This is a genomic window from Micromonospora sp. NPDC005254 (assembly GCF_042872525.1).
In the GTDB taxonomy this organism is placed as follows: Bacteria; Actinomycetota; Actinomycetes; order Mycobacteriales; family Micromonosporaceae; genus Micromonospora.
On the sequence record NZ_JBIAKM010000002.1, the window covers coordinates 79,182 to 98,010 of the forward strand.

Annotated in this window: 19 protein-coding genes; 9 read left to right on the forward strand and 10 right to left on the reverse strand. The window is 72.9% G+C overall.

The genetic code is table 11. The annotated features are described in order from the left end of the window. Window positions 1-33: 33 nt before the first annotated feature. Complete coding sequence (locus tag ACFYPR_RS05935; RefSeq protein ID WP_387258786.1) at window positions 34-678, forward strand: FMN-dependent NADH-azoreductase; 645 nt, start codon at window positions 34-36, stop codon at window positions 676-678. A 71-nt stretch (window positions 679-749) separates the two neighbouring features. On the opposite strand, the gene ACFYPR_RS05940 is transcribed toward ACFYPR_RS05935, so the two are convergent. The 3 genes from ACFYPR_RS05940 to ACFYPR_RS05950 form a co-directional block, all read right to left on the reverse strand. Then, window positions 750-1,784: a 2-oxoacid:ferredoxin oxidoreductase subunit beta gene (locus tag ACFYPR_RS05940; protein ID WP_354855969.1), complete on the reverse strand. Its 1,035-nt coding sequence runs from the start codon at window positions 1,782-1,784 to the stop codon at window positions 750-752. Continuing rightward, entirely contained in the window at window positions 1,777-3,624 is a 1,848-nt protein-coding gene (locus ACFYPR_RS05945) for a 2-oxoacid:acceptor oxidoreductase subunit alpha (protein WP_354855968.1), read from the reverse strand. Before ACFYPR_RS05945 ends, ACFYPR_RS05940 begins: the two co-directional genes overlap by 8 nt. Before the next feature lie 313 nt (window positions 3,625-3,937). Next, complete coding sequence (locus ACFYPR_RS05950) at window positions 3,938-5,392, reverse strand: hypothetical protein (protein WP_387258788.1); 1,455 nt, start codon at window positions 5,390-5,392, stop codon at window positions 3,938-3,940. A gap of 127 nt (window positions 5,393-5,519) precedes the next feature. Here ACFYPR_RS05950 and ndhC point away from each other — a divergent pair, with 127 nt between their 5' ends. Beyond that, window positions 5,520-5,897: an NADH-quinone oxidoreductase subunit A gene (gene ndhC, locus ACFYPR_RS05955; protein WP_354855966.1), complete on the forward strand. Its 378-nt coding sequence runs from the start codon at window positions 5,520-5,522 to the stop codon at window positions 5,895-5,897. Window positions 5,898-5,967: 70 nt separating this feature from the next. Here the strand turns inward: ndhC and folP are convergent, their stop codons facing one another. Continuing rightward, window positions 5,968-6,837: a dihydropteroate synthase gene (gene folP, locus ACFYPR_RS05960; RefSeq protein WP_387258790.1), complete on the reverse strand. Its 870-nt coding sequence runs from the start codon at window positions 6,835-6,837 to the stop codon at window positions 5,968-5,970. A gap of 151 nt (window positions 6,838-6,988) precedes the next feature. Between folP and ACFYPR_RS05965 the strand changes: the two genes are divergently transcribed. Together ACFYPR_RS05965 and ACFYPR_RS05970 are read left to right on the forward strand one after the other, a co-directional pair. Then, a complete protein-coding gene (locus ACFYPR_RS05965) occupies window positions 6,989-7,666 on the forward strand; it encodes a DivIVA domain-containing protein (protein ID WP_387258791.1) in 678 nt (225 codons plus the stop codon). Continuing rightward, the gene (locus ACFYPR_RS05970; RefSeq protein WP_354855963.1) at window positions 7,663-8,160 is read left to right on the forward strand and encodes an SRPBCC family protein; all 498 of its coding nucleotides are present in this window, start codon (window positions 7,663-7,665) and stop codon (window positions 8,158-8,160) included. Before ACFYPR_RS05965 ends, ACFYPR_RS05970 begins: the two co-directional genes overlap by 4 nt. Here the strand turns inward: ACFYPR_RS05970 and ACFYPR_RS05975 are convergent. Beyond that, complete coding sequence (locus tag ACFYPR_RS05975) at window positions 8,105-8,998, reverse strand: sterol desaturase family protein (RefSeq protein WP_355132627.1); 894 nt, start codon at window positions 8,996-8,998, stop codon at window positions 8,105-8,107. The two genes, ACFYPR_RS05970 and ACFYPR_RS05975, sit on opposite strands and share 56 nt — an antisense overlap. 138 nt (window positions 8,999-9,136) lie before the next feature. Here ACFYPR_RS05975 and ACFYPR_RS05980 point away from each other — a divergent pair, with 138 nt between their 5' ends. Both ACFYPR_RS05980 and ACFYPR_RS05985 read left to right on the forward strand, forming a co-directional pair. Beyond that, on the forward strand, window positions 9,137-9,706 hold the full coding sequence (locus ACFYPR_RS05980; protein WP_355132629.1) for a DNA-3-methyladenine glycosylase I: 570 nt from the start codon (window positions 9,137-9,139) through the stop codon (window positions 9,704-9,706). 25 nt (window positions 9,707-9,731) lie between these two features. Next, window positions 9,732-10,355, forward strand: coding sequence for a hypothetical protein (locus tag ACFYPR_RS05985; RefSeq protein WP_355132631.1), 624 nt, complete (start codon window positions 9,732-9,734; stop codon window positions 10,353-10,355). Here ACFYPR_RS05985 and ACFYPR_RS05990 read toward each other — a convergent pair. From ACFYPR_RS05990 to ACFYPR_RS06005, 4 genes are read right to left on the reverse strand one after another with little or no spacing between them, the layout of a single operon-like run. Further along, on the reverse strand, window positions 10,352-11,593 hold the full coding sequence (locus ACFYPR_RS05990; protein WP_387258793.1) for a DUF1501 domain-containing protein: 1,242 nt from the start codon (window positions 11,591-11,593) through the stop codon (window positions 10,352-10,354). The two genes, ACFYPR_RS05985 and ACFYPR_RS05990, sit on opposite strands and share 4 nt — an antisense overlap. A gap of 16 nt (window positions 11,594-11,609) precedes the next feature. Then, window positions 11,610-12,908: a DUF1800 domain-containing protein gene (locus ACFYPR_RS05995; RefSeq protein ID WP_355066722.1), complete on the reverse strand. Its 1,299-nt coding sequence runs from the start codon at window positions 12,906-12,908 to the stop codon at window positions 11,610-11,612. Window positions 12,909-12,967: 59 nt separating this feature from the next. Next, window positions 12,968-13,759, reverse strand: a complete 792-nt coding sequence (locus ACFYPR_RS06000; RefSeq protein ID WP_354855957.1) for an enoyl-CoA hydratase-related protein — start codon at window positions 13,757-13,759, stop codon at window positions 12,968-12,970. Between the two features lie 4 nt (window positions 13,760-13,763). Beyond that, window positions 13,764-14,582 carry a PaaX family transcriptional regulator C-terminal domain-containing protein gene (locus ACFYPR_RS06005; protein WP_007455243.1) on the reverse strand — a complete coding sequence of 273 codons (819 nt, stop codon included), beginning with the start codon at window positions 14,580-14,582 and terminating at the stop codon, window positions 13,764-13,766. A gap of 190 nt (window positions 14,583-14,772) precedes the next feature. Between ACFYPR_RS06005 and ACFYPR_RS06010 the strand changes: the two genes are divergently transcribed. Both ACFYPR_RS06010 and ACFYPR_RS06015 read left to right on the forward strand, forming a co-directional pair. After that, window positions 14,773-14,940, forward strand: coding sequence for a DUF3117 domain-containing protein (locus ACFYPR_RS06010; RefSeq protein WP_007455245.1), 168 nt, complete (start codon window positions 14,773-14,775; stop codon window positions 14,938-14,940). A gap of 148 nt (window positions 14,941-15,088) precedes the next feature. Then, complete coding sequence (locus ACFYPR_RS06015) at window positions 15,089-16,576, forward strand: leucyl aminopeptidase family protein (protein WP_355066723.1); 1,488 nt, start codon at window positions 15,089-15,091, stop codon at window positions 16,574-16,576. A gap of 3 nt (window positions 16,577-16,579) precedes the next feature. Here the strand turns inward: ACFYPR_RS06015 and ACFYPR_RS06020 are convergent, their stop codons facing one another. Next, window positions 16,580-17,167, reverse strand: coding sequence for an O-methyltransferase (locus ACFYPR_RS06020; protein ID WP_354855955.1), 588 nt, complete (start codon window positions 17,165-17,167; stop codon window positions 16,580-16,582). A 296-nt stretch (window positions 17,168-17,463) separates the two neighbouring features. Between ACFYPR_RS06020 and ACFYPR_RS06025 the strand changes: the two genes are divergently transcribed. Continuing rightward, window positions 17,464-18,795: a S1C family serine protease gene (locus tag ACFYPR_RS06025; protein WP_387178275.1), complete on the forward strand. Its 1,332-nt coding sequence runs from the start codon at window positions 17,464-17,466 to the stop codon at window positions 18,793-18,795. Window positions 18,796-18,829 lie beyond the last annotated feature (34 nt).

An 18,829-nucleotide genomic window follows, 5' to 3' on the forward strand; every position in this document is an offset into this window, starting at 1 on the left:
GGTGTCTCACAGACGATCCTTGGAGGATGAATCATGAACCTGCTGCATATCGATTCGAGTATCCGGGGTGACTGGTCGGTCAGTCGGCGGCTCACCGCCCGTGCCGCCGCGGCCTGGCGCGCGGCACACCCCGACGGCACGGTGACCTACCGTGACCTGGGTGCCGAGCCGCTGCCGCACCTGGACTCGGCAGGCGGGCTGGCGCGGATGACGCCGCCGGACCAGCACACTCCGGCCCAGCGCGAGTCCTGGGAGCTCAGCGAGCGGCTGATCGACGAGGTGAAGCAGGCCGACGTGGTGCTGCTCGGGCTGCCGCTCTACAACTACGGCGCGCCCAGCAGCGTGAAGTCCTGGGTCGACCACCTGATCGTTGCCGGCCTCACCTACGACCCGACCACGCAGGAGGGCCTGCTCAGCGGCCGCGAGTTCGTGGTGCTGGCCACCCGGGGTGGCGGCTACGGCGAGGGCACCCCGCGGCACGGCTGGGACCACGCGGAGCAGTGGCTCCCGCACGGTCTGTCGATGACCGGTCTGGAGCCGCGTTTCATCAGCACCGAGCTGACCCTGGCACCGTCGGTGCCGGCGATGGCCGAGCTGATCCCGCTGCACGAGGCGAGCCTCGCGGCGACTGAGAAGGAGATCGACAACCTCTGGCTGCCGGCCTCCGCCCAGCGCTGAGCTGGCACCGGTAAGAACGAGAGCGGCCGTCCCCGTATCGGGGACGGCCGCTCTCGTTCAGCTAGGACGGGTCAGAGGATCGTCCAGGTGTCGCCGCTGCCCAACAGGCCGGCGAGCTGCTTCTCGGGGGTCTCGGTGACCGTCGCCTTGGCTGCCGCGAGCTGGCCCTGGACCACGCTGTCGTAGGACGGCCGGTCCACGGACCGGAACACCCCGATCGGGGTGTTGCGCAGGTCCAGGCCGGGCAGCCGGGACAGCGCGAAGGCGTACGCCGGGTCGGTCACCGTCGCGTCGTGCACGACGATCTCCTCCGGGCGGACCGAGCCGGTCTCCCGGACCTCCAGGCCGAACGCGCCCGGCGGATGCACCACGCAGAACTGCCCGTCCGCGCCGAAGGTGATCGGCTGCCCGTGCTCCAGGCGGATCAGGTAGTCGTCGCGGGTGGATGGGTCCTTGAGCTGGTCGAACGCCCCGTCGTTGAAGATGTTGCAGTTCTGGTAGATCTCCACGAACGCCGAACCCTCGTGCTCGGCGGCGGCGCGCAGCACCGACTGCAGGTGCTTGCGGTCGGAGTCGATGGTGCGACCGACGAAGCTGGCCTCCGCGCCGAGGGCGAGCGAGAGCGGGTTGAACGGCGCGTCGGCCGAGCCGGCCGGCGTCGACTTGGTGACCTTGCCGACCTCGGAGGTGGGCGAGTACTGGCCCTTGGTCAGGCCGTAGATCCGGTTGTTGAACAGCAGGATCTTGAGGTTGACGTTGCGTCGCAGCGCGTGGATCAGGTGGTTGCCGCCGATGGACAGCGCGTCACCGTCACCGGTGACCACCCACACCGACAGGTCCGGCCGCGACACCGACAGGCCGGTCGCGATCGCCGGGGCCCGACCATGGATCGAGTGCATCCCGTAGGTGTTCATGTAGTACGGGAAACGCGACGAGCAGCCGATCCCCGAGACGAACACGGTCCGCTCGCGAGGGATGTTCAACTCCGGCATGAACTGCTGGATGGCCGCCAGGATCGCGTAGTCACCACACCCGGGGCACCAGCGCACCTCCTGGTCGGACTTGAAGTCCTTCGCGGTGAGCTTCAGGGCGACAGGCTCAGACATTCTTCAGGACCTCTTCCAGCGTCGTCTCCAGCTCGGCGGCCGTGAACGGCAGACCGCGGACCTGGTTGTAGCTGATCGCGTCGACCAGGTAGCGGGCCCGGATGACGTGGGCCAGCTGACCCAGGTTCATCTCCGGGATGACGACCTTGTCGTAGGAGCGCAGCACCTCGCCGAGGTTGGCCGGCATCGGGGCGAGGTGCCGCAGGTGCGCCTGGGCGATGGACAGCCCGCGCTGGCGCACCCCGCGGCAGGCGGCGCCGATCGGCCCGTACGTCGAGCCCCAGCCCAGCACCAGCACCCGGGCGTCGCCGTCCGGGTCCTCCACCTCGATGTCCGGCACCGGGATCGTCTCGATGCGGGCCGCCCGGGTGCGCACCATGAAGTCGTGGTTCGCCGGGTCGTACGAGATGTCACCGGTCTTGTCGGCCTTCTCCAGCCCACCGATGCGGTGCTCCAGCCCCGCAGTGCCGGGAATCGCCCACGGCCGGGCCAGGGTCTCCGGATCGCGCAGGTACGGCAGGAAGGTGATGCCGTCCTCGCCGTTGGGCTTGGTGGCGAACTCGACCCGCAGGTCGGGCAGCGACTCGACGTCGGGCAGCAGCCACGGCTCGGAGCCGTTGGCCACGTAGTTGTCCGACAACAGGATCACCGGCGTGCGGTAGGTCAACGCGATCCGCGCCGCCTCCAACGCCGCGAAGAAACAGTCCGACGGCGACTTCGGCGCGATCACCGCGACCGGCGCCTCGCCGTGCCGACCGAACAACGCCATGTTGAGGTCGGCCTGTTCGGTCTTGGTCGGCATGCCCGTCGACGGCCCGGCCCGCTGCACGTCCACGATCACCAACGGCAGCTCCAGCGCCACCGCCAGGGAGATCGTCTCGCTCTTGAGCGCCACACCCGGACCGCTGGTGGTGGTCACGCCCAGCGACCCACCGTACGACGCGCCCAGCGCCGCGCCGACCGCCGCGATCTCGTCCTCCGCCTGCATGGTCAGCACGCCGAAGCGCTTGTGCTTGCTCAGCTCGTGCAGGATGTCCGACGCCGGAGTGATCGGGTACGCCCCGAGGAAGACCGGCAGCCCGGAGCGGACCCCGGCGGCGACCAGGCCCAGCGAGAGCGCGGCGTTGCCGGTGATGTTGCGGTACGTGCCCGGCTGCATCTTCGCCGGCTTGACCTCGTAGCGGACCGCGAAATCCTCGGTGGTCTCGCCGAAGTTCCAGCCGGCCTTGAAGGCGGCCACGTTCGCGGCCACCAGCTCGGGGCGGGCCGCGAACTTGCGCTCCAGGAAGCGCAGTGTCGACTCGTACGGCCGGGAGTACATCCAGGAGAGCAGACCGAGGGCGAACATGTTCTTCGAACGCTCGGCGTCCTTCTTGGACACCTCGTGCGCGGCGAGCGCCCCGACCGTCATCGACGTCAGCGCCACCGGGTGCACCACGTAGCCGGCCAACGAGTCGTCGTCCAACGGGCTGGTCTGGTAGCCGACCTTGGCCAGGTTGCGCCGGGTGAACTCGTCGGTGTTGACGATGATGTCCGCGCCGCGCGGCAGGTCGGCCAGGTTGGCCTTGAGCGCGGCCGGGTTCATCGCCACCAGCACGTTGGGCGCGTCGCCCGGCGTGAGGATGTCGTAGTCGGCGAAGTGCACCTGGAAGCTCGACACACCGGGCAGGGTGCCGGCGGGAGCCCGGATCTCGGCGGGGAAGTTCGGCAGCGTGGAGATGTCGTTGCCGAGCTGCGCCGTCTCCGAGGTGAACCGGTCGCCGGTCAACTGCATGCCGTCGCCGGAGTCACCGGCGAACCGGATGACCACCCGGTCGAGTTGACGGATCTGCTTGGTCACTGTGCCACCTTCGTTCGCTGCGCGCGGTCGCGCGGCCGGCTGAACATCATGGTGACCTCGCCTTGCCCGGCCACGGGACCTCCTTGACGCAACGCTGCACCGCACCGCCCCAGGCTGGTCCGGTCCGCTGTCGTTCCTCACCGAGAGCCTACGTCGAACGGACCCCCGACCCTCCCCGGAGGTCCGCCGACTGAGACCCGATCAACGTGATATTCGCCCGTGATTGCGGGGTTTCGCCCCGCCCGCCGTAATTCAGATCACCGTCCCCGGCCGGCCGCGACCCCGGTCGGGGACGGCCAGGGTCGTCGATCGGTCAGTCGGTGGGCGGAGCCGTGGGCTCGGCCGTCGGCTCGCCGAGGCGGCGGCGCAGCGAGGTGGTCGCCAGCGTGAGGGCCAGCACCACCAGCAGCGCGGAGACCGCGATCAGGATGACCGCGGTGCGCTGCACCGAGGTCATGCCGCCGTCGTCGTCGGTGGTGGCGCCCGCCGGGAGTACGCCCTGGGAGCCGGTCGGCGCGGGCGGCGAGACGACCGGCGTGGCCAGCGCGGCCGCAGCGGTGATGCGGAAGCTCATCTGCACCCGCCGGGTCGCGCCGTTGCGCGGGTCGAGTTGACCGATCACCGCTCCGGACAGCGGCGCCTCCCGCTGGGCCTGCGGGGTCGCCTCCACCGGCAGCCGCAGCTCGCGGGTCTCGCCGGCCGACAGCAGACCCCCGTCGCACCGGGTGCGGGACGCCTCGACCGGCAGGCAACCCGCCGGTGCGGTCGGCACGCTCACCCCGGCCGGCAGGATCACCTCCACCAGGCCGGCGGCGTCCACCGTGCCGGTGTTGACCAGCCGCACCGCGAGGGTGCTCGCCGCGCCGCTGATGTCGAACGCGACCTCGTCGGCGGCCAGCGAGATCCCGGGCACCGGCGGGCCGGGCGGGAACAGCACCGCGAAGCCCTGGTCGTCGGCCACCTCGCCGGACACCCCCGGCGCGTCCGCGACGACCTGCACGGAGCCGCTGAGCGGCATCCGCTCCCAGGCGTTGCCGGCGACCCGCAGCCGGATCAGGCTGCTGAACCGGACGCCCGCCTCGGCCGTCCAGGCCCCGCAGTGGTACGCGCCACCGCCCGCGGCGACGCACCCCTTCGTCCCGGCGTCGGTCAGCCCGGCCGGCAGGGTGTACGAGAGCCGGACCCGCTGCGCGGCGGTGCCGGTGTTCGCCACGGTGACCCGCAGCGTGGTGGTGGTGCTGGCGGCGTTCCAGTACGCCTCGGGCAGGGTGACGTCCTCGGTGGTCACCTGCACGCCGAGCGGGCTCGGCGCCGCCGGCGGGGTGCCACCCGGCGCGGGCGGGCGAACCGGGGGCACCGGGGGAGCCGGCGGCCCGGGCGTCGGCGGCCGGGTGCTGCCCCCCGGCGCGGGAGCGGTGGTGGTCGGCGGCGGCGGCACGTTCGGCGCGGTGGTCTGCGGAGGCGCCGGCGGCGTCGTCGCCGGCGGTGGCGCGGTGGTCTCCGGGGCCGGGTTGGTCGGCACGGGATCGCCGCCCGGATCCTGGGTCGGGGTGGGCTCCTGGGCCGGAGTGGTCTCCGGGTCCGGATCGGGTTCGGGCGCCGACTCCGTCACGGCGGCGATCGGGTGGATGCGCGGCACCGCCGCGCTGGCGAGGGCCGGAGCGGCCGCGAGCGCCGCGAGCAGCCCGAGCGCGAGCGAGGCCGCCAGCAGGGGCGTGGGAGGCCGCCCCACAGCCCGGCGTTCGGGCGATACCTTCACGCGGGCCATCTGTCCTCCGGTGCCATGGGTGGAAGTCCAATGTTGGTAACAGTTGCCACAGTGCACTAGTCCCACCTGGAAACAAATCCGTAACGTGTTTGGGACGGCCTGTCCGGGTGGGCGGTAGGCTCCCGGTGTGACCGGTTACCTGGGCTCGTACGCGACGCTCGGGCTCCTGCTGCTCGCCAGTGTCCTGTTCTTTGTGACGGCGTTCTCGGCCAACCGGGTGTTACGTCCCGCCCGTCCGGCTGAGCCGTTCGGCAAGCGGACCAGCTACGAGTGCGGGCTCGACCCGGTCGGCGCCGACTGGGCGCAGATGCAGATCCGCTACTACGTGTACGCCTATCTGTACGTACTGTTCGCGGTCGAGGCGGTGTTCCTCTTCCCGTGGGCGGTGGTCTTCGACCGACCGGGCTTCGGCCTGGTCACGGTGGTGGAGATGGCGGTGTTCGTGGCGGTGCTCGCCCTCGGCATCCTCTACGCCTGGCGTAGGAACATCCTGCGCTGGACCTGAGCGCCCCGACCTCCGGCGATCGTGCCGCTCCGCCGACCGTTCACGTCGGTTGCCGCACCGACCGGGCGACTCAGGCCAGACCCCGCCGGGTCGCCGCGGGCGGACGGTCGCCGCGGATCGAGGCGACCATGTCCAGCACCCGACGCGTGGGCCCGACCTGGTGGGCCCGGAACACCCGAGCGCCCAACCAGGCGGAGACCGCCGTCGCGGCGAGCGTGCCCTCCAGCCGCTCGGCCACCGGCAGGTCCAGCGTCTCGCCGACGAAGTCCTTGTTGGAGAGCGCCACCAGCACCGGCCAGCCGGTCGCGGTCAGCTCGTCCAGCCGGCGGGTGATCTCCAGGGAGTGCCGGGTGTTCTTGCCGAAGTCGTGCGCCGGGTCGATGAGGATGCCGTCGGGGCGTACCCCGGCCGCCACCGCGCGCTCGGCGAGCCCGGTCACCGTCTCGACCACGTCGGCGACCACGTCGTCGAAGGCTGCCCGGTGCGGCCGGGTCCGGGGGGCCAGCCCGCCGGCGTGCGAGCAGACCAGGCCGGCGCCGGTGCTCGCCGCGACCCGGGCGAGCGCCGGGTCGGCGCCCGACCAGGTGTCGTTGAGCAGGTCCGCACCCGCCGCCACGGCCTCCGTCGCCACCTCGGCACGCCAGGTGTCGATGGAGATCACCACCTCCGGGAACGCGGCCCGTACGGCGGCGATGGTGTCCACCGTGCGCCGGATCTCCTCGGCCACGTCCACCTCGGTGCCCGGCCCCGCCTTGACCCCGCCGATGTCGACGATCGCCGCGCCCTCGTCGACCGCCCGCTCGACGGCGCGCAGCGCGCTGTCGGCGGCAAAGGTGGCGCCCCGGTCGAAGAACGAGTCCGGTGTGCGGTTGACGATGGCCATCACCACCAGCTCACCCGGGGCGAACGTCCGCCCACCAAGCCGAAGTGCCCCGGCCATGACGCCTCCCGACTGTCCGCACCGTCGCCGCCGCTCCGGCCGCTACCGACGCTAGCCGGTCGGTCGGCCGACGCGCGGGGCGGGCGTGGGCGTGGATCGCGATCGGGGTGGTGGGGTCGCTCCCAGCCGGCTGTCGTGCCACGATCAGTGCATGGGTCAGCTTCTGCTCCTCCTGGTCGTGGCGTTGACCGTCGCGGCGGTGGTTTTCGGCGTGACGGTGTTGGTCAGTGGCCGGGATCCCGGCCTCGCGCCGACCGAACCGGATTCGCAGGCCATCCCGCTGCCGGGCACCCGGCCACTGCGGGAATCCGATGTGGGCGCGGTCCGTTTCGACACCGGGTTGCGCGGGTACCGGATGGCCCAGGTCGACCAGGCGATGCGCCGTGCGGCCTACGACATCGGCTACAAGTCCGAGCTGATCGGCGTCCTGGAGGCGGAGGTCATTGCGTTGCGCGAGGGCCGCACCGACGACGCGGACGTGCTGCGCCAGGCCCGCGAGCAAGCCGCCGGGGCGGTGCCGGGCGCGACCACGGCGGAGTCGGATGCGGAGGTGTCGCCGGCCGACGCCCTGCCCGCTCCCACCTCCTCGGCGGCCGACTCCGACGGCGTGGCACCGGCCGACGGCGCGCCGACCGCGCACAAGCCGGCCGACGGCGAGCCGGCCCACGGACCCGCCGACAGCGAGCCGACCGTGCACAAGCCGGTAGACGGCGATTCGAGCGACCGCACGCCGACCGACGGCGATCGGACGGCTGACGAGCCGGCCGAGGACGAGCTGGCCGGTGGGGTCGGGCAGCACGGCGCGGTGGTTCGGTCGGAGTCGGCGTGACCGGTCCGGAGGGCGCCGACGATCTTCAGGAGGCGGCGCAACCCGGTGCCGGTGAGGTGACCGCCACGGTCATCGTCAACGCCCCGGCGGCCCGGGTCTTCGCCGCGTTGCTCGCCTGGGAACGGCAGTCGGACTGGATCCCGTTCACCCAGGTGCGGGTCGTCGAGGGCGACGGGCGCGAGGGCAGCCGGATCGAGGCGGTGACCGCGCTCGGCCGGGCGACGCTGCGCGACGAGATGCGGGTGGTCCGGGTCGACGAGCCGTACGAGATCGGCGTGGTGCACCACGGCCAGGTGCTGCGCGGCCCGGGTGTCCTGCGCTGCACCGCACTCGGCCAGGCCCGCACCCAGGTCGTCTGGCACGAGTGGTTCCATCTGCCGGGCGGCCGGGCCGGCCGGCTGGCGTGGCCGGTGCTCTGGCCCGGCTCCAAGCTGGGCCTCACCCAGGCGCTGAAGAGGTTCGGCCGTCTGGTCGAGCAGGGCCGACTGCCCTGACCACGCCCGGTGCCGGCTGCCAGCCCGGCGCTCGGAGGAGATGCCCCACGCGGTGCCGCCACGTCACGGCGGCGCGCAGGTCCCGGGCGATCGAGAGGTACTCGTGGAAGGCCACCCGCACCGGGTTGTAGCTGCCCACGTTCTTGGTCAGACCGTAGACGCAGCGCTCCCGTTCGGCCGCGAACGAGCCGAACAGCCGGTCCCAGACGATCAGGATGCCCCCGAAGTTGCGGTCCAGGTAGCCGCCCTGGGAAGCGTGGTGGACCCGATGGTGCGACGGGGTGTTGAAGACGAACTCGTACCAGCGCGGCATCTTCTCGATGCGCTCGGTGTGGATCCAGAACTGGTAGAGCAGGTTGACCGAGCCGCAGAACGCGACGACCGCCGGGTGTACGCCGGCCAGGATCAGCGGGATGTAGAAAACCCAGCTGGTCAGCCCGGTCCACGGCTGCCGGAGCGCGGTGGAGAGGTTGAACCGCTGCGACGAGTGGTGCACCACGTGCGAGGCCCAGAGGATCCGGATGACGTGGTGGCCCCGGTGTGACCAGTAGTAGCAGAAGTCCTGCGCCAGCAGGATCAGCGGCCAACTCCACCAGAGGGCGGCGATCCGCAGCGGGGTGAGCGCGTAGAGCAGCGCGTACGCGGCGGCGATCGGCACCTTCCAGAGCAGGTCCGTGAAGACGCTGCCGAGCCCCATCGCCAGGCTCGTCGCGGTGTCCGCGCCGCCGTAGCCGACCTCGTCGTCGTCGCGGTGCAGCAGGTAGGAGACCCGTTCCAACACGATGAGCAGCAGGAAGGCCGGGATCGACCAGGCGATGACGTCCGGAAATTCCTTCATCGCGCCGCCTCCACTCGCCGTCGTCGGCCGGGGACGCCCCGCTGGGTGACCCTGACCTACCGGTCGGTAACAAGCACGATAGGCAGCGAAGTGGCCGGTGGCAATGGGCTGTCGGTGCGATGGCCTAGCGTGGGCGACGTGAGTGACCTGGTGATCGGCGCCGACGGGCTGGCCCGCTGCGCCTGGGGGGCGAGCACCCCGGACTACGTCGTCTACCACGACACCGAGTGGGGGCGGCCGCTGCGCGGCGACGACGCGCTCTACGAGCGGATGACCCTGGAGGCGTTCCAGTCAGGCCTGTCCTGGCTGACCATCCTGCGCAAACGCCCGGCGTTCCGGTTGGCCTTCGACGAGTTCCACATCGCGACCGTGGCCGACTACGGCGAGGCCGACGTGACCCGGCTGCTCGCCGACGCCGGCATCGTCCGCAACCGGGCCAAGATCGAGGCCGCGATTGCCAACGCCCGCGCCGCGCTGGAGCTGCCCGAGGGGCTCTCCACGCTGCTCTGGTCATTCGCGCCGGAGCGCCGGCCGGCCCGCCCCGCCTCGTTCGCCGAGCTGGCGCCGATCACCGGGGAGTCGACGGCGATGGCCAAGGCACTCAAGAAGCGCGGCTTCCGGTTCGTCGGCCCGACCACCGCGTACGCCCTCATGCAGGCCACCGGGATGGTCGACGATCACATCGTCGGCTGTCACGTCACCCGCTGAACGGCGGCGTGATGGGATGGCAGGCATGACGACCGAGACCGCGTACCGGGCCGGTGCGGCCGGCAACGCCGACGGGCCGGGCACCTGGGCCGTGCTGCTGCCCCCGGAGCGTTACGAGGCCGAGCGGCTCGTGCACCACGACTCGCTGGAGCTGACCGGGTTGACCGACGTCGGGCGTCCCGGCCCCGGTGACCGGGTGGCGGTGCTGGCCGACGCGCCGCCGCGACTGGTGGCCCTCGGCCGGGTCACGGCGCCGACGCAGCGGCACTCCGAGGATCCGGACGATCCGCAGTCCGACGTCGAGCCGGGGACGCTCGTCGTGACGTACACCCGGCGGGCCTTCGACGAGCCGGTGCCGACCGACCTGCTCACCCTCGACGGGCCGGTCACCGCACTGGAGCCGGCCGCCTTCCGGGCGTTGGCCGACCAGCTCGGCCCGCCCCCGGCGCGGCGCACCTGGCTGGTCAGCCTCGACCTGCCGATCGAGGCCGGCACGCCGGCCGAGGCGGTGCGCCTGTTCTGGTCGTACGTGCAGGAGTTGGGGCCGCGCGAGTTGCCGGCCTTCGTGTCACCGGCCGGCGACGAACTGGCCATGCAGGCGTTCGTGCTGGGCGCGGAGGCCAACCAGGACCCGGAAGAGGACGATTAGACCAGCTTGTCGAGTCGCCCCCGCCAGTCGGCCAGCACCGGGCCCGGGTCGGTGTCCAGCACCCGCTCCAGCAGCGTGGCGTAGACGTCCCGGAAGTCGGTGGTGTATTTCAGGTCGCCGTCGTCGAGGTCGGTGAGGCTGGGCGCGTCCCCGTGCCAGCCGCCGCGCACCCCCGCGCCGAGCAGCAGCATGTCGGAGGCGGTGCCGTGGTCGGTGCCGTCCGAGGCGTTGGCCCGGACCCGACGGCCGAACTCGGAGTAGACCGCCACCACCACCTTCCGGCCCGCCTCGCTGCGACTCATCCGGTCGGCGAACGCGGTCAACGCCCGGTCCAGCTGCCCCAGCAGGACGGCCTGCAACTGCTTCTCGTCGGCGTGCGTGTCGAAGCCGCCCAGCGACACCGAGAAGACCCGGGTGGACACGTTCGCCTCCACACACTGCGCGACCAGGTCCAGTTGCGCGTCCAGCGGGGTTCGTGCCCCGCCGGTGGCCGTGGCGGGCGCCTGCTCGCCGTCCGGGTCGTCCGCCTCCGCGGCGGCGGAGTCGCGTACCTGGCGGATCATCTCGTCCACCGACCGCAGGTCGGCGAAGCAGGCGGCGGCACGGCCCCGGGCCGCCGACTCGCCCGCCTCGGCGGCGGAGAACGCCTTCAGCGTCTCCGCCGACAGCCCCTTGGCGGCCTTGCGGTCGGTCACCGGCACGGCGGCGCCCGCGCTGTGCGCCCCGGCCAGCAGCGGCGGCAGCGCCGGCTCGAACGAGACGGCCAGCCGGGGGTCGCCGCCCGCCCCGTCCAGCCAGCGGCCGAGCCAACCGGTGTTGCCCGGCCGGTCCGGCTGCGCCGTGTGCCAGATGTCCATCGACCGGAAGTGGCTGCGGTCCGGCTTCGGGTAGCCGACCCCGCGCACGATCGCGAGCCCGCCGCCCGACCAGCGCTGGTGCAGCCCGGCCAGCGCCGGGTTGAGGGCGAAATCGTCGTCGAGGCGCCGCAGCTCGCCGTCGGGGTACGCCAGCTCCGGGCGGGCCGCCCGGTAGGCCGGGTCGCCGTACGGGATGACGGTGTTCAGGCCGTCGTTGCCGCCGTAGAGGGTGACCAGCACCAGCGTGCGCGACTGCGGATCACGGTCTCCGGCGGTGTCCAGCAGGTCCCGCAGGCCGTACGCGCCGGCGCCGGCGGCCAGCGCGCCCGCGCCGACCACCCCGCTGGTGAGCAGGAACTTGCGTCGGGTCAGGGTGTCCACTTCTCGACTCCTCCGCTCAGCTGACGGTGTATTCGGGGCTGACCAGGCCGGCGGCCAGCAGCTTGCGCGGCTCGCCGGCCAACGGTGTGAGGGCGGCCCGGGTCCGGGCGCCCCAGCCGTCGACGACCAGCAGCCGGGCCAGAGCGTCCGGGCGGCCGGCGACGGGCGCGGCGGTCAGCCGGGCCAGCACCGCCGGGGTGGCCGCGGTGGCCAGCATCCCGGCCATCCGGAGCCGGGCCTGCAACGACGAGGTGGTCAGCCACGCGGCGCCGGCCGGCCAGCCGCCCACGCTGGGCGGCCGCAGCGGCACCTGGTCCAGCGCGTTCAGGCCGGAGAGCAGTTGTTTGCGCTGCTGCTCCGGCAGGGCGGAGGGCCGGACGCCGAGCTGTCGCAGCGCGCCGACCATCCACTCCACCGGCTGCTTCACGAGGGTGCCCCGGGTCTGGGCGAAGGCCGGCGACGAGAACAGCGTGCGCAGGGTGGCGACGGTGTCCGCGCCGGCCAGGCCGTCCGGGGCCGGGACGTCGGTGCCGGCGTAGCGGAACCAGAGCCGCCCGGCCACGAACGTCGCCGCCGCCGGCTGGGCGGCCAGCAGCCCGGCGTACGCCTCGGCGTCGAAGCGGCCGGTCTGTCCCAGGATCGTCTTCTCCCCGGGGTCGTGCCGTTTGGCCTCGAGACGGGCGACGCCGGTGCGCCGGTCCACCACCCAGCCGGTCAACGCCCGCGCGCCGGCCTTCACGTCGGCCTCGGTGTAGGCGCCGATGCCGAGGGTGAACAGCTCCATCAGCTCGCGCGCCAGGTTCTCGTTCGGCGCCTTGCGGGTGTTCTTCTGCCCGTCCAGCCAGATGATCAGGGCCGGGTCGCGCACCATCGCGGCGACCAGCGGGGCCAGCGGCCCGCGCCCGTGGCGGCGCAGTGTCTCCAACTGGCCCAGCATCACCCGCGCCGACTTGACCTTCTGCGCGCTGGTCGCCCAGTGCCCGTGCCAGAAGAAGAGCAGCTTCTCGGTCAGCCCGTCCTCGGCGGCGACCATCCGGTCCAGCCACCAGAGGGTCACCTGCTGGAGTTGCTTTCGGCGCTGGGCGTTGGCCTTCTGCCGCTGCTCGCGAGTGGATTCCTTGGTCAGCGCGGCGTACGGGTCCGCCGGCAGCGTCGGCGGCGGGGTGGCCGCGGCGCCCCGGTCGGCTCGCCCGGGGGCGAGCAGGTTGTCCAGGGTCGCCGCCGGCCCGGCCCGCTCGGCCGCGTCCACCTCGTCGGCGGTCGGCCCGAAGGTGGCCCGACGCAGCAGGTGCGCCACCGCTTCACGATCGCTCATGCGGTCCGACGCTAGGCGGCCCGCGTACGAGGACGGTAAGGGCGGGGTGCGAATCGCGTTCAGTGTCCCTCGAAGACCGGTTTCTGCTTGGCGACGAACGCGAGGGTGGCCGCCCGGTGGTCGGCGGTGGCACCGCAGATCGCCTGAGCCTGCGCCTCGGCCGAGAGAGCGTCGGCGAGCGTGCCGGCGTCGGCGATCGAGAGCTGCCGCTTGATGGCCCCGTACGCGACGGTGGGGCCGGCGGCGAGCCGGGCCGCCAGGTCCTGCGCGACAGGCAGCACCTGCTCGTCGTCGTCCGTCAGGCGGGTGATCAGCCCCAGCCGGCAGGCCTCCTCGGCGCGGACCGGCTCGGCCAGCATCAGCAGCTCCACGGCCTTGGCGTGGCCGACCAGTCGGGGCAGCGTCCAGGAGGCGCCGGTGTCGGCGGCGAGGCCGACCTTGGCGAAGGCCATCAGGAAGCTGGTGCTCGGGCCGCCGATCCGGATGTCGGCGAGGAAGGACAGCGACGCGCCGGCGCCGGCGGCCATCCCGCGAACCGCGGCCACCACCGGCTTGGGCAGGTTGGCCAGCCGGGCGGCGATCGGGTTGTAGTGCGCCCGCACGGTGTCCAGCGGCGGCGCGGAGGAGTTGCCCAGGGTGGCCACGTGCTCGCGCAGGTCCTGCCCGGCGCTGAACGCTCCACCGGCCCCGGCCAGCACGACCGCCCGGCAGGACCGGTCGGTCTCCAGCTCGGCCAGCGTGTCCCGCAGCGCCTCCTTCAGCGCCAGGTCGAGCGCGTTCATCGCCTGCGGCCGGTTCAGGGTGAGGGTGACGACGGCGTCGGTCCGGTCGACGAGCAACGGCTCGGTCACGTGTCTAACGACCCTTCTGTCGAACGATGCGGTTGCCGGCGTCGAGGCACTGCTCGACGTACCGGTCGGCGGCCGGACGCAGGCGGGCCGCGTGCCGGTCGAAGAAGCTGGCGGCGGCGGTGCCGGGCCAGCGCTCGGGCAGCAGCGCCGGGGGCAGCTGCGGGTCCCGGAACAGGAAGGTACGCCACGCGTGCACCAGCCGGAAGCGGGCCGCGTACGCCTCCTCGTCGCTGCTGCGCACGGTGACCGCGCCGAGGAGGGGGCGCTGGTCGGCGACGAACCGCTCGTACGCGCGGCCGATCTCGGCCAGGTCCCAGGCGCGGCGGACGACGCCCATCGCGCCGGGGGTGCCGGAGAAGTGCGAGGCCGTGAACCGCTCGAACCGGATGCCGGCCTCGGCCAGCAACAGGTCGACGTCCTCGGCGGGCCGGGTCGCCACCCAGGTCTGCTCGTCGAGCGTGCCGTAGCCGAGGAAGCTGAGGGTGGCGGCGAGTCGCTGCCGGTCCCGCCTGGAACCCGGGGCGTCGAGCACGAGCAGATCGAACCGGCCGTCCCAGGTGACCCGACCGGTTCGGTAGATCCGGGCCGCCGCCTCGTCGAGTCGTCGGGCGGCTTTTGGTGTGATCGAATATCCCGGTCCGGAGGCCAGCCGGAGCGGGTCGAGCCAGCCTTGACGCACCATCCGGGACACGGCGGTGCGAACGGCGGGCGGCGCGATTCCCAACGGCGCCAGTAGCTTGACCAGGGCGGCGACCGGTGCCCGGCCACCCCTCGGTCGGAGGTGGTCGCCGTACAGGTCGAAGAGAGCCGACCGTGCCTGCATGACCGCACATTGTGACAGGCCTTCTCAAGATAAGCTAGATGCTGTTACATCAATGCTGCTCCGGTTTGGGTCCGGCGGTGTTCATCAGGGAAAATCGTCTGTCGACACCCCCGCGAGAGTTGCGGGAGGTCGTGACGAAGTGGCTGTGGGGCAACCCACCGACCCTGGTGTAGGTCTGAGGGGAGACAACATGGCGGCGATGAAGCCGCGGACGGGCGACGGTCCGCTGGAAGTCACCAAGGAGGGTCGGGGCATCGTCATGCGGGTCCCGCTGGAGGGCGGTGGCCGGCTCGTCGTCGAGATGACTCCCGACGAGGCCAACGCGCTCGGTGACGCGTTGAAGGCAGCCGCCGGCTGAGTGAGGAGCGACCCGGACGGCGTACGCCGCTCGGAGCGTTCCTTGGACCCTGAGCCACCGGATTCGCCGGTGGCTCAGGGTCTTCATCGGCGTGGGCGGGCGATGGCTCGGTCCCACTCTGCGACATTTCCTGGAGGTACGGTTCCGCGTGCTCGCCATCCGTCCGCTCGCCGAGCCCGACAGGCTCGACGTCCTCGTCCTGCCCGTCCGCCCCACCGATCCGGCGGCGGGAGGTGCGGCGGGAGGTGACCCCCCGGCGGAGCTGGCGCCCACCGCCGTGACGCCGCCGGACGGCACCGCCGAGGAGGCTGCCGCGCTGGTGCCGGTCGCCCGACTGAGCGGCCGGGCCGGCGAGATCCGTACCCACCTGCGTCCCGGGCGCAGCCCTGGTCGGCTGGTGCTGCTCGGTATCGGCGACGGCGGGGAGTCGTCTTGGCGGGCTGCCGGCGCTGCTCTGGCCCGCTCGGCGGCAGATGAGACGCAGATCACTATCGCGCTGCCGGCCGAGGTGACCCCCGACGCGGTCCGTGGGTTGACCGAGGGGCTGCTGCTCGCCTCGTACCGGTTCCGGCTGACCGACGCCGACGACCCGCCCGCGCTCGCCGGCGTCGATCTGCTGCTCGCCGACCCGACGGCGTACGAGAGCACCGTGGCCACGGCGCGGACCACCGCCGCGATGACCCGTCTCGCCCGCGATCTGACCAACACCCCCTCCTCGGTGAAGACCCCGCAGTGGTTCGCCGACCAGGTGGCCTCCGCCGCCGCCGACCTGCCGGACCTGCGCCTGACGGTGCGTGGCCCGGCCGAGCTGGCCGCGGAGGGCTTCGGTGGGATCCTCGCCGTGGGCGGCGGATCGGCCAGTGGCCCCCGGTTGGTCGAGGTGGACTGGCATCCCGCGAACGCGCGCACCCACGTGGTGCTGATCGGCAAGGGCATCACCTTCGACACCGGCGGCATCTCGATCAAACCGGTGCCGGCGATGAAGCTGATGCGCAAGGACATGGCCGGCGCGGCGGCGGTCGTCGCCGCCACCCTCGGCGCGGCGGCGCTGCGCCTGCCGGTCCGCGTCACCACCCTGGCCCCGCTCGCCGAGAACATGGTCAGCGGCTCGGCGTTCCGCCCCGGCGATGTGATCCGGCACTACGGCGGGACGACCAGCGAGACGACCAACTCCGACGCCGAGGGCCGGCTGGTCCTCGCCGACGCCCTGGCGTACGCGGTGCGGCAGCTCAAGCCCGATCTGCTGATCGACCTGGCCACCCTCACCGGCGCCAACGCCGTGGCGCTGGGCAAGCGCACCGCGGCCCTCTACAGCGAGAACGACGAGCTCGCCGCCGACCTGCTGGCCGCGATCGGGGCGGCCGGCGAGGCGGCCTGGCGGATGCCGCTGCACACCGACTACGTCGAGTACCTGGGCAGCGAGATCGCCGACCTCTACAGCGCGCCCGCGCAGGGCGCCGGATCGGTGACGGCCGCGCTCTACCTGCGCGAGTTCACCGGCGACCTCCGGGATCGCTGGCTGCACCTGGACATGTCCGCCCCGTCCTGGGCGGATGGCGACCAGGCCGAGCTCACCCGCGGTGCGACCGGCTGGGGTGTCCGCTCCCTGCTGCGCTGGCTGGCCGGCGTCGACTGACCATCAGCACTTCACGGCGGCGAGCACCCCGTGCCCGACCGGGAGCAGCGCGGGAATCCAGTGCTCCGACTCCCGGACCGCCTTGATCGTTTCGCGGACCGTCACCGTCTCCGCGTCCCGGGCGGATGGGTCAGCGATCCGACCGTGCGCCAGCATGCCGTTGAGCGCGAGCACGCCGCCCGGGCGCAGCAACCGCAGCGCCGCTTCCACGCAGGCGTGGAATCCGGTCGCCTCGGCGTCGACGAAGACCAGGTCGTACGCCCCGTCGGCGAGCCGCGGCAGCACGTCCAGGGCACGACCGGTGATGATCCGGGTACGGCCGGCGGCGAAGCCCGCCTCGGTGAAGATCCGCCGGGCGATCCGCTGGTGCTCCACCTCCACGTCGATGGTGGTGAGCACGCCGTCGGCGCGCATGCCACGCAGCAGCCAGACACCGCTCACGCCCGTGCCGGTGCCGATCTCCACCACCGCGCGGGCGTTACCGGCCGCGGCCAGCAGCCGCAGCGCCGCACCCGCTCCGGGGGTGACCGCGTCGAGGCCCACCTCGTGGGCCAGGCTGCGGGCGGTCCGTAGGACGAGATCCTCGGTCACGTACGACTCGGCGAACTGCTGAGCCTGGGTCGTCGAACTGCCGGAACCGGCGACCGTGGCGATGGGGCACCTCCGGGCGGTGCGTGGTGCGGGGGCGGGTTGGCACTGTGAGCGTAGAGGCGACCGGCGGGAGGCGCAGCCGCGCCTCCGTCCCCTCGCGATCGCCGGAGGCAACCGCTGACTCCACCGCGCGCATCCGTGCAATCCTGGAAGCGGTATTCCGTCAGCCTCGACCGCGCCGAACCGTGGCCGGGCGACGCCGCGCGGGATCCGGGGACGGACTGGGAGGCACCGACGTGACCGACGGCTGGGATTGGCGCCGGGGCGGTGAGACTCCGGCTCCGGCGAGCCCGCCCGGGGCAGGGGCCCCACCGACGGGGCCGCCGACCACGCCGGGGAGCGACACCGCGCCCGCGGCTGCGGCCGGTGCGTCGCCCTGGTGGTCCGACGCGCTCGGCGACCCGTGGCGTGACCCGGCGGCGCCCGCCGCGGTGGTGGTGCCCGGGGTGGTGGCGGCCGGCACCGAGCCCGAGCCGGTCACCGACCCGGACGCGCCGGGCCGACCGACGCTGCGTCACCTGCTGCTCATCCCGGTGATCACCGCGCTGCTGGCGGGCACCCTCGGTGGCGCGCTGGGCTACGCGTTCGCGGTGCGTGGTGGCGCCGCCGGCACGGTGCTCGGCGCGCAGGCCGCGGAGCCGCCGGTGCTGGCCCAGCGCAAGCCGGAGTCACTGGCCGGAGTCGCCGAACGTGTCCTGCCCAGCGTGGTCACCGTCCGGGTGAGCAGCCTGGGCGGGACCAGCGAGGGCTCCGGCTTCATCGCCAGCGCCGACGGTCACGTGATCACCAATGACCACGTGGTGGCCGGCAGCAACGGCAAGGCTTCGGTGATCTTCAACGACGGCACCTCCGCTCCGGCGACCGTCGTCGGTCAGGACCCGGAGTCCGACATCGCGGTGATCAAGGTGAACCGGACAGGGCTGCGACCGGTGGAGTTCGGCGACTCCGACGCGCTTGCCGTCGGCGACCCGGTGCTCGCCATCGGCTCACCCCTGTCGCTGGCCAACACGGTCACCGCCGGCATCGTGAGCGCCCTGGACCGGACGATGCAGGCCGGCGAGCCGGGTGGCCCGGTGCGCTACTACGCGGCCATCCAGACCGACGCCGCGGTCAACCACGGCAACTCCGGCGGCCCGCTGGTCGACGGCGCCGGGCGGGTGGTCGGGGTCAACTCCACCATCAAGTCGCTGGTGGCCGAGGGGCAGGAGGCCGGCAACATCGGGCTCGCCTTCGCCATCCCGATCAACCAGGCCAAGCGGGTCACCCAGGACATCATCGGCACCGGCAAGGCCCGGCGTACGGTCATCGGCGCCCAGGTCGGCGGCCCGGGCGCGGGTGCCAACGGCGGCGTACGGCTGGCCGCCGTGGAGCCCTCCGGGCCGGCGGCCGGGGCGGGGCTGAAGGTCGGCGACGTGATCCTGAAGCTCAACGGCCGGCCGATGACCGAGCCGACCGACCTGATCGCCCTGGTCCGCAAGTTCGCTCCGGGTTCGGTGGTGACCGTCGAGTTCCGGCGGGGGGCCGCTCGGCAGAACACGTCGGTGACCCTCGCCGCGGATGCCAAGTGAACAGCGGGTCACCCCCTGCCGGAAAACCGTCCGA

Excerpts from the sequence above, each read along its gene's own strand:
- ACFYPR_RS05935 (WP_387258786.1), top strand. The coding sequence starts at position 34 with ATGAACCTGCTGCATATCGATTCGAGTATCCGGGGTGACTGGTCGGTC.
- ACFYPR_RS05940 (WP_354855969.1), bottom strand. The coding sequence starts at position 1,784 with ATGTCTGAGCCTGTCGCCCTGAAGCTCACCGCGAAGGACTTCAAGTCC.
- ACFYPR_RS05950 (WP_387258788.1), bottom strand. The coding sequence starts at position 5,392 with ATGGCCCGCGTGAAGGTATCGCCCGAACGCCGGGCTGTGGGGCGGCCT.
- folP (WP_387258790.1), bottom strand. The coding sequence starts at position 6,837 with ATGGCCGGGGCACTTCGGCTTGGTGGGCGGACGTTCGCCCCGGGTGAG.
- ACFYPR_RS05965 (WP_387258791.1), top strand. The coding sequence starts at position 6,989 with ATGGGTCAGCTTCTGCTCCTCCTGGTCGTGGCGTTGACCGTCGCGGCG.
- ACFYPR_RS05975 (WP_355132627.1), bottom strand. The coding sequence starts at position 8,998 with ATGAAGGAATTTCCGGACGTCATCGCCTGGTCGATCCCGGCCTTCCTG.
- ACFYPR_RS05985 (WP_355132631.1), top strand. The coding sequence starts at position 9,732 with ATGACGACCGAGACCGCGTACCGGGCCGGTGCGGCCGGCAACGCCGAC.
- ACFYPR_RS05995 (WP_355066722.1), bottom strand. The coding sequence starts at position 12,908 with ATGAGCGATCGTGAAGCGGTGGCGCACCTGCTGCGTCGGGCCACCTTC.
- ACFYPR_RS06005 (WP_007455243.1), bottom strand. The coding sequence starts at position 14,582 with ATGCAGGCACGGTCGGCTCTCTTCGACCTGTACGGCGACCACCTCCGA.
- ACFYPR_RS06010 (WP_007455245.1), top strand. The coding sequence starts at position 14,773 with ATGGCGGCGATGAAGCCGCGGACGGGCGACGGTCCGCTGGAAGTCACC.